This is a genomic window from Dapis brunnea BLCC-M229 (assembly GCF_050015995.1).
Taxonomy (GTDB): Bacteria; Cyanobacteriota; Cyanobacteriia; order Cyanobacteriales; family Microcoleaceae; genus Trichodesmium.
The window spans coordinates 56629-72624 of record NZ_JBNHEP010000001.1 but is presented as its reverse complement, the minus strand read 5'-3'; the positions used below and the strand labels follow the sequence as shown (position 1 = coordinate 72624).

Annotated in this window: 12 protein-coding genes and 3 pseudogenes; 12 read left to right on the top strand and 3 right to left on the bottom strand. The window is 36.4% G+C overall.

Annotation, left to right across the window (positions count from 1 at the left end; genetic code table 11):
• The first annotated feature begins 629 nt into the window (after positions 1-629).
• The 12 genes and pseudogenes from ACP6PM_RS00300 (at position 630) to ACP6PM_RS00245 (ending at position 14311) form a co-directional block, all read left to right on the top strand.
• Complete coding sequence (locus tag ACP6PM_RS00300) at positions 630-1724, top strand: glucose-1-phosphate thymidylyltransferase (protein ID WP_426580770.1); 1095 nt, start codon at positions 630-632, stop codon at positions 1722-1724.
• Between the two features lie 294 nt (positions 1725-2018).
• Positions 2019-2558, top strand: a pseudogene (locus ACP6PM_RS00295) (glycosyltransferase); the annotation flags it as partial.
• A 15-nt stretch (positions 2559-2573) separates the two neighbouring features.
• Positions 2574-2951, top strand: a complete 378-nt coding sequence (locus ACP6PM_RS00290; RefSeq protein ID WP_426580768.1) for a glycosyltransferase family 2 protein — start codon at positions 2574-2576, stop codon at positions 2949-2951.
• Between the two features lie 1273 nt (positions 2952-4224).
• A complete protein-coding gene (locus ACP6PM_RS00285) occupies positions 4225-5325 on the top strand; it encodes a glycosyltransferase family 4 protein (RefSeq protein ID WP_426580766.1) in 1101 nt (366 codons plus the stop codon).
• A 93-nt stretch (positions 5326-5418) separates the two neighbouring features.
• A complete protein-coding gene (locus ACP6PM_RS00280; protein ID WP_426580764.1) occupies positions 5419-5568 on the top strand; it encodes a hypothetical protein in 150 nt (49 codons plus the stop codon).
• A gap of 493 nt (positions 5569-6061) precedes the next feature.
• Complete coding sequence (locus ACP6PM_RS00275) at positions 6062-6541, top strand: hypothetical protein (RefSeq protein ID WP_426580762.1); 480 nt, start codon at positions 6062-6064, stop codon at positions 6539-6541.
• A 516-nt stretch (positions 6542-7057) separates the two neighbouring features.
• A complete protein-coding gene (glmM, locus tag ACP6PM_RS00270; RefSeq protein WP_426580760.1) occupies positions 7058-8515 on the top strand; it encodes a phosphoglucosamine mutase in 1458 nt (485 codons plus the stop codon).
• Positions 8516-8528: 13 nt separating this feature from the next.
• Positions 8529-10175, top strand: a complete 1647-nt coding sequence (gene hpsL / locus ACP6PM_RS00265) for a hormogonium polysaccharide biosynthesis protein HpsL (protein ID WP_426580758.1) — start codon at positions 8529-8531, stop codon at positions 10173-10175.
• 18 nt (positions 10176-10193) lie between these two features.
• Positions 10194-11210: a hormogonium polysaccharide biosynthesis glycosyltransferase HpsN gene (gene hpsN, locus ACP6PM_RS00260; protein ID WP_426580756.1), complete on the top strand. Its 1017-nt coding sequence runs from the start codon at positions 10194-10196 to the stop codon at positions 11208-11210.
• A gap of 173 nt (positions 11211-11383) precedes the next feature.
• Positions 11384-12281 (top strand): annotated as a pseudogene (locus ACP6PM_RS00255) (Rpn family recombination-promoting nuclease/putative transposase).
• A gap of 178 nt (positions 12282-12459) precedes the next feature.
• Complete coding sequence (gene hpsO, locus ACP6PM_RS00250) at positions 12460-13626, top strand: hormogonium polysaccharide biosynthesis glycosyltransferase HpsO (RefSeq protein ID WP_426580753.1); 1167 nt, start codon at positions 12460-12462, stop codon at positions 13624-13626.
• Positions 13627-13918: 292 nt separating this feature from the next.
• A complete protein-coding gene (locus tag ACP6PM_RS00245) occupies positions 13919-14311 on the top strand; it encodes an alpha/beta fold hydrolase (RefSeq protein ID WP_426580751.1) in 393 nt (130 codons plus the stop codon).
• Between the two features lie 819 nt (positions 14312-15130).
• On the opposite strand, the gene ACP6PM_RS00240 is transcribed toward ACP6PM_RS00245, so the two are convergent.
• The 3 genes and pseudogenes from ACP6PM_RS00240 to ACP6PM_RS00230 all read right to left on the bottom strand — a co-directional run bounded on the left by ACP6PM_RS00240 (position 15131) and on the right by ACP6PM_RS00230 (position 15938).
• Positions 15131-15295, bottom strand: coding sequence for a zinc ribbon domain-containing protein (locus ACP6PM_RS00240; RefSeq protein WP_426580749.1), 165 nt, complete (start codon positions 15293-15295; stop codon positions 15131-15133).
• A gap of 19 nt (positions 15296-15314) precedes the next feature.
• Positions 15315-15560 (bottom strand): annotated as a pseudogene (locus ACP6PM_RS00235) (transposase); the annotation flags it as partial.
• A 93-nt stretch (positions 15561-15653) separates the two neighbouring features.
• Positions 15654-15938 (bottom strand): hypothetical protein, encoded by a 285-nt coding sequence (locus ACP6PM_RS00230; protein ID WP_426580747.1) that lies wholly within the window; start codon positions 15936-15938, stop codon positions 15654-15656.
• Between the last annotated feature and the right edge of the window lie 58 nt (positions 15939-15996).

Below are 15996 nucleotides of genomic sequence, written 5' to 3'. Positions count from 1 at the left end.
TTACTATCTCTGAGTCATTGGGATGATTTTTTCAACCCCTACACCTGAATCCTTACATTTCTTCTTCGATGGTGGACTCGAAAATTAATTCCTATTATACCTCTTTAAACTTAAACTCCTTCTGCGAATATCTACTGATAGGAAATTAAAACCTGATTTTCCAAATATTATGTTGGTAACAGATAAAGCTATAGCAATCCTATTTTATTCGTGTCAAAAATCTTACTGCTTTTTAGGGAACACTTAACTGGGAACACTTAACTCGTAAGAGTTTCAGTTTTTTTATTTACTTTTTGATTTGTCACAACCTATTTAGGATTGCTATATTCTTTATAGAATTAGAATAAGAAAAACTAGAATCATCAGCACCTACACAGAATTATTTACACAAGTGATGTTTACACAGTAAGGATTTCAGCTTATAATAATGTGTAATTTATTTTGTTTACCTGCTTATCATAGTATTTATCATTAGTAAAAAATCTAGCAATAGCTATCTCTACAAGTTTTTCACTTGTTCCTTAATTTATTAAAATTACAATTGATTGCCAGTCGAGCTTATGTTAGACTAAAAAAAAATTACACCAAAAAACACAAACTACCGCAAAAACTCCTAATCATAAATTAACATGAAAGCATTAATTCTCTCTGGAGGAAAAGGAACGAGATTACGTCCTCTTACCTATACAGGAGCAAAGCAATTAGTACCAGTTGCTAATAAGCCTATTTTGTGGTACGGAATTGAGGGTATTGTGGCAGCAGGTATTACCGACATCGGAATTATTATTAGTCTAGAAACGGGAAAAGAAGTACAAGAATTAACAGGAAACGGCGAAAGATTTGGAGCTAAAATTACATATATTCTCCAAGAACAACCGGCAGGTTTAGCTCACGCTGTTAAAATTGCTCAACCATTTTTGGGAGATTCTCCTTTCATAATGTATCTCGGAGATAATATCATTGAAAGTCAGTTAGGGCAATTTTTAGATACTTTTAAACAAAAACAATTAGACGCTTTAATTCTACTACGGAAAGTTCCTAATCCTACAGCTTTTGGTGTGGCAAAAGTAGATGAACAAGGACGAGTATTAGGATTAGTTGAAAAGCCTAAAGTTCCACCATCAGATTTGGCTCTTGTGGGTGTATATTTCTTTTCTCAAAAAATACATAATGCTATTGCTAATATCAAACCTTCCGCTAGAGGCGAATTAGAAATTACTGATGCTATTCAATATTTAATTGACCAACAAACTTCTGGTGAAGAACCGGAAATTTCTGTAGAAGCACGCACCTTAGAAGGTTGGTGGTTAGACACAGGTAAAAAAGATGATTTACTCAGTGCCAATCAAATTATTTTAGATACTCGGATAACTAAATCCATAGATGGAGAAATAGATTATCAAAGTCAAATTATTGGCAGGGTAAAAATTGGTGAAAATACAAAATTAATTAATTGTAGTGTTCGAGGTCCTGTTATTATAGGTGATAATTGTCACTTGGAAAATTGTTTTATCGGTCCTTATAGTAGTATTGCCGATAATGTAACTTTAATTGATGTTGACCTAGAACATAGTGTCATATTACAAGGAGCAAAAATTATTGAAATTCATCAACGTATTGTTGATAGTTTACTCGGTCGTCGCGCCCAACTAATTAATGCTCCACAACGTCCTAAAGCATTACGGTTTATGATTGGAGATGATAGTCAAATAGAATTAACTTGATTAAAAAAGCGGTCAGCGGTCAGCAGTCAGCAAGATTATTTTTTTTAAGTTTAGAATGGGTTTTTAACCCTTACCGTCTAAGAAACCGGGTTTTTATCAGGATAATTTCTAATTCAACTAATGTTTTTTCAAAAACCTGGTTTATAGTGAACTTTCACTTGACTTATCCCTAAGAAACCAGGTTTTTATTAGGATAATTCCTAATCCAACAATGTTTCTGGAAAAATCTGGTTTATCCTGAACTTTCACCCTACTTCCTTCTAAGAAACCGGGTTGATAGTTGAATAATTTCTAATTAGACAATCTTTTTGGAAAAACCTGGTTTATCCTGAACTTTCATCACTAGACTCCGAAGGAAAAACTAATATAAAGACTATCTACTTTCTCACGGTTAACTACTATTCAACTGAGTTAATTAAAAAATTAATCAATTCTATTAAATTAACTCCCCAACTATTTCAGCAAATTATTATCATCAATAATTCTACCGACGATAATTCTATTTATCAATTTCAAAATAATACAACAATTATTATCAACTCAGAAACTAACTTAGGATATGGCAAAGCGTGCAATTTAGGATTAAATTGGATTTATACTCAAAATCCCCAAGCAATAGTTTGGTTAATTAATCCCGATGCTTATTTATTACCTGATTCTCTGGAAAAAGCACATCATTTTTTAGCCAAAAATCCAGAATTTTCTATATTAGGAACAACCGTCTACAAACCCACAGGTAAAATTTGGTTTGGTGGCGGAAGATTTATTCCCGAAACTGGCAAAATAATTGCCAATGAATTTCTTTCCAAAACAGAAACATTAACCACAGATTGGGTAACAGGATGCAGTATGTTAATTAACCTCAAAAACTTTGAAAAATGCCCTCAGTTTGATGAAAATTATTTTTTATATTATGAAGATTTTGACTTCTGTAGACGCTATGTAAAACAAGGTCATAAAATAGCCATTACTCAAACAATATCTGTAATTCATCAACCATCTTCTATTACCAATAAAAACCCAGAATTAAAACTTGAACATAGCATCTATAGCTATCTATTGAGTTTAGAAAAACATACAAATAAATTAGTTTTAATATATAGATTACTCAGAATTACTATAGCTGCTTTAGTTAACCTGCCAATAAATTATAAAATAGCTAATATTAAGTTCAAAGCCATTAGGAAATTTATCAGACATAATTGTAGTTTGGGTAGAACGAAGTGAAACCCAACACAGCCTTTTAAGTCAAAAGTTAAAAGTTGGAAGTTAAACGTAGGTTTGGTAGAACGAAGTAAAACCTAACAAACCATCATTTGATTAGAGTAATTTTTGTCTTATCTGAACCAAATTGACTGAAAATGTTGGGTTTCGGAGGTAGTCGATGGGGATATCCCTATCCCTCACCTCTACTCCACGCGCCGTGCGTGAGAGTTTCCAGCTCACACGGCTCCTAATAACAAGGATTTCCAGGTTAGGTAGACATACTCCCTTCTTCCCACCTTTGTCTCAAGGGTTCTAGGGTTGGACACATTTTCTCATGTACTTCCTGTACATTTAGCTTCTTAGGCATCGACTTCTTATTTATAGTGGGCACGGCTTCCACTTCATACTGGCACGAGATAGGTTTTGCCTTATTGAGTTTCTGTTTCCCGCCAACCTTGTTACCTCCCCAGGTCTGCACATCCTAGAAATTACTCCAGGCTTGCTTTTTAGGGAATCCTTAGCCCTAAAAGACATCATGTAAACTTTCCCTACTCAGGGGTCGAGACCTGAGAGTCTTAAGGGGTTACTTCGTTCCCTAGTACCATTTCACGTTACACTTAGGCTCCTAGCCTCGCCCGGCCCTAACTAGATGCGATAACGCCCTCCAAACTACGTTACCAGTTGTACAAGGCATCCCTTTTGGGTTTGGTGTACCAGGTTTAATTTCACCAATTTTGGGTGACGAGCGGTAATACGCTTATTGACTGTGCGTTAACCTTATGCAACTCCCAAGGCCTAAGATAACCAGGTAAAACCTTCTATTTTTACCGAAAAATTAAGGTTTAAAGCCTCTCATGAGCAAGGAGAAAAAAACCAAAAAATTCCTTTTAACCAATCCTATCCGTTTTTAAGAAGAGGTAATTATTAATTATTAATTATTAATTATTGAAGGCTTTAAGCCCATGCACCTCCAGACCAAGTTGTTACCTTGGAAACCTGAGCAATGGAAGTCACTGCGCATCCCGCACAGCAGGAATTCAACCTGCATGGATACGCTTAGTTATCCCTAGTTTTGGGAGTGGCCTAACTTACATAGGAGTTCGTTAAGCCAAACCAATCGCACTCCCTCAACCCAACCTACAGTATTTAAAATTTTGGCAGGTTGGGTAGAACGAAGTCAAACCCAACAAAGTATTATTTGATCGGAGGAATTTTTATCTTAAATCCAACCTAAACTTATTGCTGGACTCTTATCTTAATCCGTATATCCGTGCCATAATCCGTCTGAGCGCAAATGTCTAACGAACTTATAATAAATTTATCAGTATTAATTCCCCAACCTACAGGAATATCCGTCTACGCTAATAACATCCTGCCGCAACTTCAACAACTTAATCCTACCCTATTAGTTCCTAATAAAATTCCCAATTTTAACTGCCATCTCATCCCTAATAATATGACACCCGCTCAGGGAACTAAAGGTCATTTACGACGATTATTTTGGACTCAATTTCAATTATCAAATATCTATAAAAAATTACGAGGAAATCTACTTTTTTCTCCCCTTCCAGAAGCGCCATTATTTTCTCAGTGTCGTTATATTGTCATGGCTCACGATTTAATTCCTTTACGTTTTCCAAAACCTGGTTCGCGCTTAACTGCTTATTTCAAATATTATATTCCTCAAGTATTAAACCAGGCAGAACATATTATTTGTAATTCTCAAGCTACGGCAAAAGATATTACTGATTTTTTCCAAATACCACCTCAAAAAATTACTCCTATTCCTTTAGGTTATGACTCTGAAAAATTCCAATTTTTAGACTTACCTACGAAAAATTACTTTCTTTATCTTGGTCGCCACGATCATTATAAAAATCTACATCGGTTGATAGAAGCTTTTGCTAATTTACCTAATTTTTCCGAGTATGAATTATGGCTTGCCGGACCTACAGATAATACTTATACACCCACCTTAAAAACTCAAATAAAAGAACTAGAATTAACAAAATTAGTCAAATTTCTAGACTATGTTCCCACAACAGAATTACCCAAAATAATTAATCAAGCGATCGCTCTGGTTTTTCCTAGTTTGTGGGAAGGCTTTGGTTTTCCTGTATTGGAAGCAATGGGTTGTGGTACCCCTGTTATTACTTCTAATATTTCATCTCTGCCAGAAGTTGCTGGAGATGCTGCTATTTTAGTTAACCCGAAAAATGTGGGAGAAATAACAGATGCCATGAATATTATTGCTAAAGATGGAGGAGAGCGATCGCGACTCTCAACCTTAAGTTTGGCTAGAGCTAAAGAGTTTAGTTGGGAAAAAACTGGTTTAGCTACTAGGGAGGTAATTCAGAAATGGGGAGGTGGGGTGCTTACAGGGGTAAGTTTTTAACAAAGGGGTGACTAATCACTTTTATTCGGTATAAAATCTCAACAAAAATCTGCTTTTTTATACAATAGAGTTGTTGGGAATTAAGCTCAAAAAATGGCTAAAACCCTCAACACTAGGGAAGGAAAATTGATAAATGCTGACTGTAACGGTGCTGCAAATATTGGAGCAAAAAGCAACCTGAATGGGTTTACCCGGGACAGACGCTTAGGCATCTTTGGCTATGCCATTAAGGGTAAAATTTGACGTGAGGAAAGTCCGTCAAATTTGTGACCCTTAAGAATCCACGCGACTTTAGTCCGTGGAGTGTCAAGCATAATACTCAGTCGGTCTCTAGTTGACTTAAGAGATTGTTTGTAAAGGAAATATAAAAAGGAGATAGGGAACAGGGAACAGGGAACAGGGAACAGGGAACAGGGAATAGGGAATAGGGAATAGGGAATAAGGAGGAAGAAATCAAGACAAATATTTGTCGCTTAAAAATCTAGGAATATATGTACTGAATACTTCTCTACCTACCAAATTTCAATCTCTTGAAGTATTACCGCTTTTAGATTTTAGTCACTCGCATGTTCTCTTAATACTTATTTTACAAACAGTCTCTAATATGCTGAATATTACTACTTGTAAACCACTACCACAAAATCAATAATTTCATTTACTATTATTCTTAGGTAACTTTGAGAAAGTTATCTTTTTATCATATATTTACTATTGTCCAATAGTTGAAGAAAAAATCATGGGTACTAGAGAAGCATCTATTTTATTAGGTATATCTCGTCAACGTTTATTAGTTTTATTAGCTCAGGGAAGAGTCAAAGATGCTGAGAAAAATGGTAGATTCTGGGAAATACCAGTTTCTGAAAGTGGAATGCCTGTAATAATTCCGGCTCGGCGCGGTCCGAAAGGTATCTGGCACAAGCAAGAACCCACTGAACCTAAAATGATTCATGTTAATCAAAGCAAGATTAAAGGGAATAAGGGTAAACCTCCAGAAAAATTGGAACCTGTCATTTCTGTTAAGGACGGCAAACGCAACGATTATGGTTATGACTTATATATTCCAGGTCCTTGCCTGATCGTCTATCGACCTTACGAACCAGCAAAATGTGGCGCTCACTTGTGGATTAATACTTATCATTCTGTGGAATTTGTAGATACTGAGTTTAATCTTGATCCAGCTACTGCAAGACAACCTAGCAAACAAATCTGCATATAGTTTATTTCCATCTTAGGGTGGAAAAAAGTGCGCCTGTTTGAGTCTAAAACGCTTTCAGGAATTTTCCCAGAAGCAGTACCAAAAATATTTTAATCTTGTGGAGCTTCCCACAAATGTTTTTCCCTCATCAAATCTTTCTATCCATTGCTCTTGAGTGCAAAGCCACAAACATTTTCATTCTGTTAAGCTCCTAAAAAAATCGCACGTCAAAGTATTTTCGGTTGCATCCTCACAAAAATTGTGATGCCATAAAGATTATCTTTGTTTTATCTATGCACATGATTTTTTATTCAACTTAAAAGAGTATTATTTCTCAGATTCAGAGCGAATGTTGTAGAAAGGAAAATCAATTAAAAATGTTAAATTAATTTTGCATGGGCACTTACTAATCTATACTTCAATATTCAATCTCCCCAACTCCCCAAACCCTATCTTCCCACCTTCTTATTTAATCCGGAAGTGCTATTCTCTTTGTTGAGAGTGAGAATAACTTAATCTTGACGAGGAGTGAAAATTATGGTAGCAACACCATCATTCAAACCAGCTTACGGACAAAACACCTTTAACTTATCAGCCAAAGCAATAACAACAACATTGCCTTGGAACAATAACTCACTGCCCACAACACCACTATTCGGTACAGATGGCATCCGAGGTAAAGCAGGAGAACTACTCACCGCCCCCCTAGCCCTACAAATAGGTTTTTGGGCTGGACAAGTATTGCGCCAATATTCTCCAAACTCTGGCCCTGTAATAATGGGTCAAGATACCAGAAACTCTGGCAATATGTTAGCTATGGCTCTGTCAGCAGGTTTAACAGCAGCAGGGTTAGAAGTTTGGAATTTAGGTTTATGCCCCACTCCTTGCGTTGCCTATCTTACTAGCGTTTCAGAAGCAATAGGTGGAATAATGATTTCTGCTAGTCATAATCCACCCGAAGATAATGGAATAAAATTTTTTGGTTCCGATGGTACAAAACTCTCTTCAGAATTACAAAAACAGATAGAATCTGGAATTAGAGGAACCGCAGATTTTCCCACCATCCATAGTAACTGGGGACAACACTACCATAGACCAGAATTAGTCAAGGAGTACCAAGCATCTCTACATTCTCCTTTAATAGCAGGACATTTCCAGGGAATGAAAATAGTTCTGGACTTAGCTTGGGGAGCAGCAGTTCATACCGCCCCAGAAGTTTTTCAGGCAATGGGAGCAGAAATTATTTGTTTACATGACCAACCAAACGGCGATCGGATCAATGTGAACTGTGGTTCAACTCACCTTCATTCCCTCCAACAAACAGTAATAGAAAATAAAGCTGATATGGGATTTGCCTTTGATGGAGATGCTGACCGAGTATTAGCGGTAGATTCTCAAGGTCGTTCTATTGATGGAGATTATATACTCTATTTTTGGGGTCAAAGCTTAAGTCAAGCAGGGTTACTACCAAATAATTTAATTGTTAGTACAGTTATGGCCAACTTAGGGTTTGAACGTGCTTGGCACAAACAGGGTGGACAAATGTTACGGACTAAAGTCGGAGACCAATACGTTCACGCAGAAATGCAGCGCACAGGTTCAATGTTAGGTGGAGAACAATCAGGACATATTCTCTGTCCCCACTATGGCATTACAGGAGATGGTCTAATGACGGCGTTGCATTTGGCGACCCTAGTAAAAAATTCTGGAATTTCTCTAGCAGAATTAGTAGACCAAAGCTTTCAGACCTATCCCCAATTGCTCCGAAATATTCGGGTTGAAGACCGCGATCGCCGAGCGAACTGGAAAAACTGCGAACCATTAGTCAGAGCTATTGAAGAAGCAGAAACAGCTCTAGCAGATTTTGGGCGGGTTTTAGTCCGAGCCTCTGGCACAGAGCCAGTCATTCGAGTTATGGTAGAAGCAATTAATGCTGAACTAGCAAACTCTTGGACAGAGAACTTAGTTTTAGCAGTCCAGCAACATCTGGTCTAAAACTGACTCAACAATGCCAACAAAACAAAAGTCGAAAAAGAAATTAAAAAGCAAATCAAAAAAGAAAGGCAAACCTGCTGCACCTCAGATTAGTAAAAAGGAGCTGGCTGCCAGAAAGCGCCAAAGAGCCAAACAAATTCAGCAGGCCATTGGCGCTCTGGTTACTTATGGTGGTTTGGGTGCTGTAATTGGTGTCGTATTATTTTTTGTAGCTGACCCCAAAATCGCCCTTGCTGGTGGTGGTGGCGTAGCAGTTTTAGGTCTTTCTTTCAAGTATCCAATGTTAGGGCTTTGGGGATTTATGATCTATTTGCCCTTTGCTGGTACCGTTACTTACTGGATCGGTGGTGGAAGTCCAATATTTCAGTTAGCTAAAGATGGCTTCTTCATTCCAGCAATGATTGGCATTGGTATGTGGTGCAAAAATACAGGAAATCCATTCATCATTCCCAAGGCACTGAAAAACCCCTTGTACTTTTTATTGGGGTTTTGTCTGATCACCCTATTATTTGTTAATGGTGCTCAACAGTTTGAACCACCAGACCCACGCAGACCAAATGCAACTAATGATAACCCAATTGCGATGGGAATATTGGGACTCAAAGCAATGATTGGCTACCTACCTCTAATTACAGGAGCTTACTATAAACTCAAAAGTAAAAAAGAGTTATTATTTGCAGCCCGTCTTACAGTAATTCTGGCTATTATCTGCTGTTTACTTGGTATGGTACAGTACCAATTCCTAAGTTCTGGTAAGTGTAATGGTACTCGTGGTTTTAGTGGAGACCAATTATTTAAGGCCAGCCTAGAAGCTAAATGTTTAATAGGGGGCGCTCTACTATTTAGCCCTAGTCAGGGTGTAATTCGTTTACCTGGTACTTTTGTTGCGCCTTGGCAATGGGGATGGTTCTTGATTTCTAATGCTGCGTTTACCTTTGCAGTTGCTTTTAGTGACCCCTCTCCCCTCTGGCGAATAGGGGGTTTATTTGGTATGGCAGTAGTTTTTATTAATTCAGCTATTAGCGGTCAAAGAATTGCTTTAGCTCTAGTTCCTACAGTAACAATAATACTTTTAGTCTTAACAGGTCAGGTAGCTAACCTCAAAAGGTTTCTTCCTATTGGTATTGGACTAGGTATTCTTCTTACAGGAGTAGTAGTATCTAATCCCGAAGTTGTTCAAGAACGAATAGATAGTTTTGTGAGTCGTTGGAAGGCTTCACCACCCACTGCTTTTATTACCCAACAATTTGAGGAGTCCAGTCACGCACAAGATGGAATTTTTGGTAAGGGTCTAGGGCGAGCTACTAACTCAGCTAGAGTTTTTGGTAGAACTAGGTTAATTGAAACTTATTATCCTAAGTTAATGTATGAAATAGGACCTATAGGCGCAATTGCAATGTTAGTACTATTAACAAGTATTACTCTTAGTGGTTTTAAAGCTTATCGCTCAGTTAAAGATAAAAATCTACGCAGTTTGGGTGCAAGCTATTGGGTTTTTGTTCTAATTATGAGTTATAACACTTATTATTATCCTCTTGATGTAGACCCAGTTGCTGTTTATTACTGGTATTTTGCTGGGGTAGTTTTCAGGTTGCCAGAAATTGATAAACAGGAACAGGCAAGAATTAAAGCTGAAGAAGAAATGGAAAATAGTAAATAAGAATTAAGAAGGTGAAAAATGAACGAATCTCTAACTCAAGAAAATCAACAATTAACTATTCCCATTTCTGTTGTTATTCCTACTTATAATCGGGAGGAACCTCTAGTAGATACGATCACTGATATTCTTAAGCAAGACTACCCTAATTTTGAAGTTTTGGTAGTTGACCAAACTGCTACTCATAAACCAGAAGTTCAAGCTTATTTAGAAGAACAAGCTAATGTTGGAAAAATTAAATTATTCCGTCTGACTTGGGCGAGTTTACCAGGGGCAAGAAATTATGCGGTTAGACATTGTAGTGGGGAAATAATCATTTTTATTGATGATGATGTACGTTTGGAAGCAGGATTTTTGGCTACTCATGCTCGTAACTATGTTGATCGCCCAGAGATAGGGGCAGTGGCAGGACGAGTATTTGACCGGATGAAATTAGGAGATTCTGGTGGAGAATTGGAAATAGAGGATTTGCCCCCTGAAGCATCAGACCCTGGTATTGCTTGGTATCATATCGATCTGGTACATACGGTTAAAGCTCAACGAGTCATTTCAGCAAGAGGTTGTAATATGTCCTATCGCCGAGAGATTTTTACTAAGTATGGCCTGAATTTTGATGAGAGGTTTCGTGGTAGTGCAGTACGGGAAGAGTCAGATTTTTGTTTGAGGTTGCGAGAAACTGGTTATCATATTTGGTTTGACCCGGAAGCTTCTTTAGTTCATTTGGGTGAAGAAAGTGGAGGTTGCCATGATATTTCTACAAGGTCTCTCAAATATCAAGTTACTTTCTATCATAATCACTTTTTCATGGGATTAAAAAATCTCACTCCTAATCAATGTCTGCGTTTCTTTGCCAAATTATTTGATTGTCATGTGTTGGGCCACCCTCCTTGTTATAAAGGTGGTTCTCCTATAAAAATAATTACTCGTGGCAGTTTCTATACTCTTGGTTTTTTGAGTGCTGTTCAAACTAGGATTAAATCTATTTGGGATGACGGGCAAATTTATACAAGGGAACAGGGAATAGGGAATAGGGAATAGGGAATAGGGAATAGGGAATAGGGAGAAATAATTGATAATTTATGGATAATAATTGATTTTACTTTGGATTTTTGGATATTTCTAAAGAAAGTCAAAAATTGGAAGTAGGTAGGAAGGTTGCGCAACGTCCCTAGGTTGAAGTAAAAATATCAATAATTAAGACGCTATTTATTATGAGATTTATTAATCCAAAAACAGATTATGCGTTTAAAAAAATATTTAGCTCTGCTGAGAGTAAAGATATTCTGATTAGTTTTCTCAATGCACTGCTATATAAAGGTCAAAATACTATCCGTGATTTGGAATTTATTGATACCTATGAAGCAGGATGGATAGCTATTCTCAAAGATTCATTTTTAGATATGAGAGCCAAACTTGATAATGGTTCTATAAGTTACCATTAAAATGCCGGTATTAAATATAGAAGGTTTTAATAAAGGAGTTATTTACTATGCAGCCAAAGTTTATGTTAATCAACTCAGGCAAGGAAAAATTTACGTTGACTTAAAACCTGTAATTTCTCTAACTATTGCTGATTTTACGATGTTTAAGGAGAGTGAAAAAATTATTACCTACTTTGCATTCAAAGAATGGGATGACTCTTTTGTTTATCCAGATAGGGACTTAGAATTATTTTTTGTAGAGTTACCTAAGTTTAAAAAACAGTTGGCAGATTTAGAAAGTATTACAGATAAATGGCTTGACTTTATGAAACATACTGATAGTTTGGAAGTAGTACCAGAATCAATGGAAGTGGTTCCTGAAATTAATCATGCTTTTACTATTGCTAATAAGGCTAATTTAACTACAGAGGAATTACAAAGATTGGAAAACCAAGAGCGATTTATTCTCGACCGGAGGGGAGCAATTGCTTTTAGTAGAGAAGAAGGTAAAAGAGAAGGTCGTAAAGAGGGTCGTGAAGAAGGTAAAAGGGAATTAATTATAAGTTTAGTAGAGGGTTTATTAGGGAAACTTGATATCAATATAAAAGAACACTTTAATCAATTATCAAGTAGACAATTAGAACAATTAAGTCAGGCAATGTTAAATTTCAAAAATATATCCATTTAGTAGCTTGGTTAGACCGAATTAGGGATGAAGAGTAACATAGATAAGTAATATATAGCAAAGATTTTTTTATTTAAAAATTTTAGATAATAAAAAACTGAATTAAAATCCCTAACTTCAAATTTTTCTGAAAAACCTAGTATATACTGTTTTATAAATACTAAATTATAGAATAAAAACCATGAGAATATTAATAGCTAGTCATACCTATATTGTTGACCTTAACCGTGAAAAGTTACGCGCCTTAGCTAAACTTGAACCGGGTATTGAAGTTACGGTTGTTGTACCCCGTCGCTGGAATCCAAAAGGGGTACAAAGTCAAATAGTTGAAACCAAATTTATTGATGAGGGTTCTTTTCAAGTAGTACCTATTTCTAATTACAGTGAAAATAATCAGGCTTTACTAACTTTCGGTCCGGATATAATTAGTTTGCTCCGAAAAATTCAGCCAGATATTATTCAAGTAGAACAGGGTTCTAAAGCTTTAACTTATGCTCAATTTATTACTTTTAATAAGCTTTTAGGGCTGAAGGCTAAAAACCTATTTTTCACTTGGTGGAATTTACCTTATGAACTGAAGTTCCCTATTTCTTTGTTAGAAGGTTATAACCTTAGAAATACTGATGGAATTGTTGCAGGTAATAAAGATGGAGAAGATATTTTAAAGGAGAGAGGTTACAAAGGTCCGATTAAAGTTATGCCTCAGTTAGGAGTAGATGAAACTTTATTTAAACCAGAACCTCAAGTAGAATTAAGAGATAGTTTGGGAATTCAGGCTGATGATTTTGTTGTGGGTTTTGTCGGGCGTTTTGTTGAAGAAAAAGGATTATTAACTTTAACTAAATCCCTAGCAGGTTTACAGGAAAAAAATTGGAAATGGTTATTATTGGGTAGGGGTGAATTACAAGCAAATTTACTGGAAACAGCAACAGCATTAGGAATTAAAGATCGCTTGATTTTTGTAGAAAGTGTACCTCACGACCATGTACAAAAATATATTAATCTGATGAATACTTTAGTTTTGCCATCAGAAACTACTTATAAGTTTAAAACTTTAACTTCTGTCGGTTGGAAAGAACAATTTGGTCATGTTTTAATTGAGGCAATGGCTTGTAGAGTTCCTGTAATAGGTTCTGACTCTGGGGAAATTCCTCATGTAATTGGGGATGCTGGTTTAGTTTTTCCAGAGGGAAACGTTGAAGAATTAAGAAATCGTCTAATGCAGTTAATGGAGCAAAAAGAATTAACTGAAAGTTTGGGGCAAAAAGGTTATGAAAAGGCAATGAGTCAGTATACAAATAAAGCTTTAGCTAGGCAGTTATTAAGTTTTTATCAGGAGTTAGTGTAGGTAAGCATTTAGCCGTCAGGGAATCTCCTGAGTCGTAACTGTGTTATCGGTAATTAGCTTTATAAATGCAGGTATTAATTGCAGTATTGAAGCACTGAAATCCGATTTTATAGTAGGTTTAAAAGCACAGATGAAGACCTTAAACATTCATGGCAAATTGTTTAATCCCTTCACAAAAAAAGCTGGTTGCTGAGTACTAATAGCTGAATGCTTTCTCGTGTAGTTTCAAATTTGAAGTATAAATAAGCAAAGGAATACAAATATTTACAGATAACTAGGATCGAGAAAGATAATGGTAAAGTATGAATATATAGAATGTAAAAACCCGAACGGTCAGCATAGAATGGCTTATACTCAATGGGGTAATCCTGAGAATAAAAGGGTGTTAATTTGTGTTCATGGTTTTAGTCGTACAGGGAGAGATTTTGACTATTTAGCGGCTGCCTTGGAAGAAAAATATCGAATAATTTGCCCTGATATAGTAGGTAGAGGGAAAAGCGATTGTTTATCCAATTCCTCTGATTATGGTCTGCCTCTTTATATCTCAGATATTTTAACTTTAACAGATAGATTAAATCTCAGTAATGTTGATTGGATAGGAACATCAATGGGGGGGTTAATTGGAATGTTTATTGCCTCTCAAAAAAATTCTCTAATTAAACGCAATCTATTCATCCCCAAATAACTGTGAAGCATTTTCCTTGTGGTCATAACCCACCTTTATTATCAACAGACCAAATAGAGGCGATCGCCGACTGGCTGAATTAAGAAATTTTTGGTAACGCTAAACCAGTAGGAACTTTAACAGACGGGACTTACGTAGGACTGCCATATATGGTGTATGATTTTGTCATTAAGTAGGTACACAAAATTAATTATACATCTATACAAGCTGAATTCTTTGCTTTCTAAAGATCACAGAGGATTAGAATAGGTAAATAATTGTGTAATAGTACTTATTTCGGATATTATCACCAGAATTATTGCTGTTGTGTAAGTCCTGATAGAGTTGCTCTACAAGTCTATTAGACTTGTCGCTTTATAAGCTTAAAAATTCCCGAAAGCCTTGTCCTGTAAGAATTATAACTATTGGTAAGTAAAAACGCCTGAAATTTTTGCTCTGTCTAGGTTTGAGCGATTTTTCCCCTCTATTTAGCGACAACTCTATTATTTATTTAAAGTCCGTTGTCATGTACTCTAAACTAAATCCCTAGAAAGTTTAGAAAATAGATGAACAATAGAAGAAAATTTTATATAAAAAGTTTTTGAGGATTAACTTTACTATTACCAACAACAATAATATACAGCACTCCCGCTGCCCGTGAGGTAAACATTTAGCGGGAATTTTGCCCCTACCACAAGAGTTTTACTATTCACCGTTCTACTAAACTTACCCAAACTTACCCATGCCGGAATTGCATGAGCCTTGGAGCTAGCTTCCTGCTTGGCGTGAGAATCACCGACCGCTTTCTCTCCAAAGGCTTGACATCGGTGGGAACTCCACCTACTTATGCACATACTTTTTCAAGTTGACAGCAGCGTTAAAATTTCTGTCTTCTGTAAAACCACACTTATGACATTTATAAGTTCTCAGGTGCAATGGCATTTTTTGTTGATGTCCACAGTTAGAAAATAATTTAGAACTTGGATAAAACCTATCAGCTATCACTAAGAGACTGCCATAACATTCACACTTGTATGTAAGCTGACGCTTGAACTAATAAAAACCGTATGGCTACTATCGCACTTGCTAGCTTATGATTTTTGAGAATTCCACTAACGTTCAAATGCTCTATGACTATGGTTCTGTGGTTTTTAGCTAACCTAGATGTGAGTTTATATAGTGCATCTGCTCTGATATCAACTACTTTTTTGTGCAGCTTGGCTAGTTTCTTGACTGCTTTGGCTCGATTTTTTGACCCCATAACTTTTTTACTGACAGCACGAACGTACTAATTGTTTTTTTGCTTGTTTGTAAGCTTTAACATTAGCAAATTTCGTTCCATCGGAACAAGTTGCTAATGCATTTATTTATGCCTACATCTACACCGATAATGTCTAGATTTGCAAGGGAAGCTACCAGGTGCGTCTTGCCTCCTTCGGAGGAGCTGCGCTAACGCCGACGCGGGGTCGCATTCGCTTTTTGGAGTCTGTGGTTGCTCATAATCATATTTAAAACTGACATACCAACTATCTGCGCGTTTGGATATTGTCACATTTTTTACTGGTACAGAAGGTAAGATTTCATAAGTTTTTACTACTCCTATTCTTAGAAAAGCGATCGCTCTAACTTCTTTGAATAGGGCGATCATTCCGCCAAAAAGCCAAGGTTTAGTAGGAATCTCTGCGCCTAAGCACCTGAGAGATAGA

What these genes read in the sequence shown, in the direction of transcription:
- hpsL (WP_426580758.1), top strand. Translation starts at nt 8,529, where the DNA reads ATGCCAACAAAACAAAAGTCGAAAAAGAAATTAAAAAGCAAATCAAAA.
- hpsN (WP_426580756.1), top strand. Translation starts at nt 10,194, where the DNA reads ATGAACGAATCTCTAACTCAAGAAAATCAACAATTAACTATTCCCATT.
- glmM (WP_426580760.1), top strand. Translation starts at nt 7,058, where the DNA reads ATGGTAGCAACACCATCATTCAAACCAGCTTACGGACAAAACACCTTT.
- ACP6PM_RS00230 (WP_426580747.1), bottom strand. Translation starts at nt 15,938, where the DNA reads ATGATCGCCCTATTCAAAGAAGTTAGAGCGATCGCTTTTCTAAGAATA.
- ACP6PM_RS00290 (WP_426580768.1), top strand. Translation starts at nt 2,574, where the DNA reads ATGTTAATTAACCTCAAAAACTTTGAAAAATGCCCTCAGTTTGATGAA.
- ACP6PM_RS00300 (WP_426580770.1), top strand. Translation starts at nt 630, where the DNA reads ATGAAAGCATTAATTCTCTCTGGAGGAAAAGGAACGAGATTACGTCCT.
- ACP6PM_RS00285 (WP_426580766.1), top strand. Translation starts at nt 4,225, where the DNA reads ATGTCTAACGAACTTATAATAAATTTATCAGTATTAATTCCCCAACCT.
- ACP6PM_RS00245 (WP_426580751.1), top strand. Translation starts at nt 13,919, where the DNA reads ATGGTAAAGTATGAATATATAGAATGTAAAAACCCGAACGGTCAGCAT.
- ACP6PM_RS00280 (WP_426580764.1), top strand. Translation starts at nt 5,419, where the DNA reads ATGGCTAAAACCCTCAACACTAGGGAAGGAAAATTGATAAATGCTGAC.
- ACP6PM_RS00275 (WP_426580762.1), top strand. Translation starts at nt 6,062, where the DNA reads ATGGGTACTAGAGAAGCATCTATTTTATTAGGTATATCTCGTCAACGT.
- hpsO (WP_426580753.1), top strand. Translation starts at nt 12,460, where the DNA reads ATGAGAATATTAATAGCTAGTCATACCTATATTGTTGACCTTAACCGT.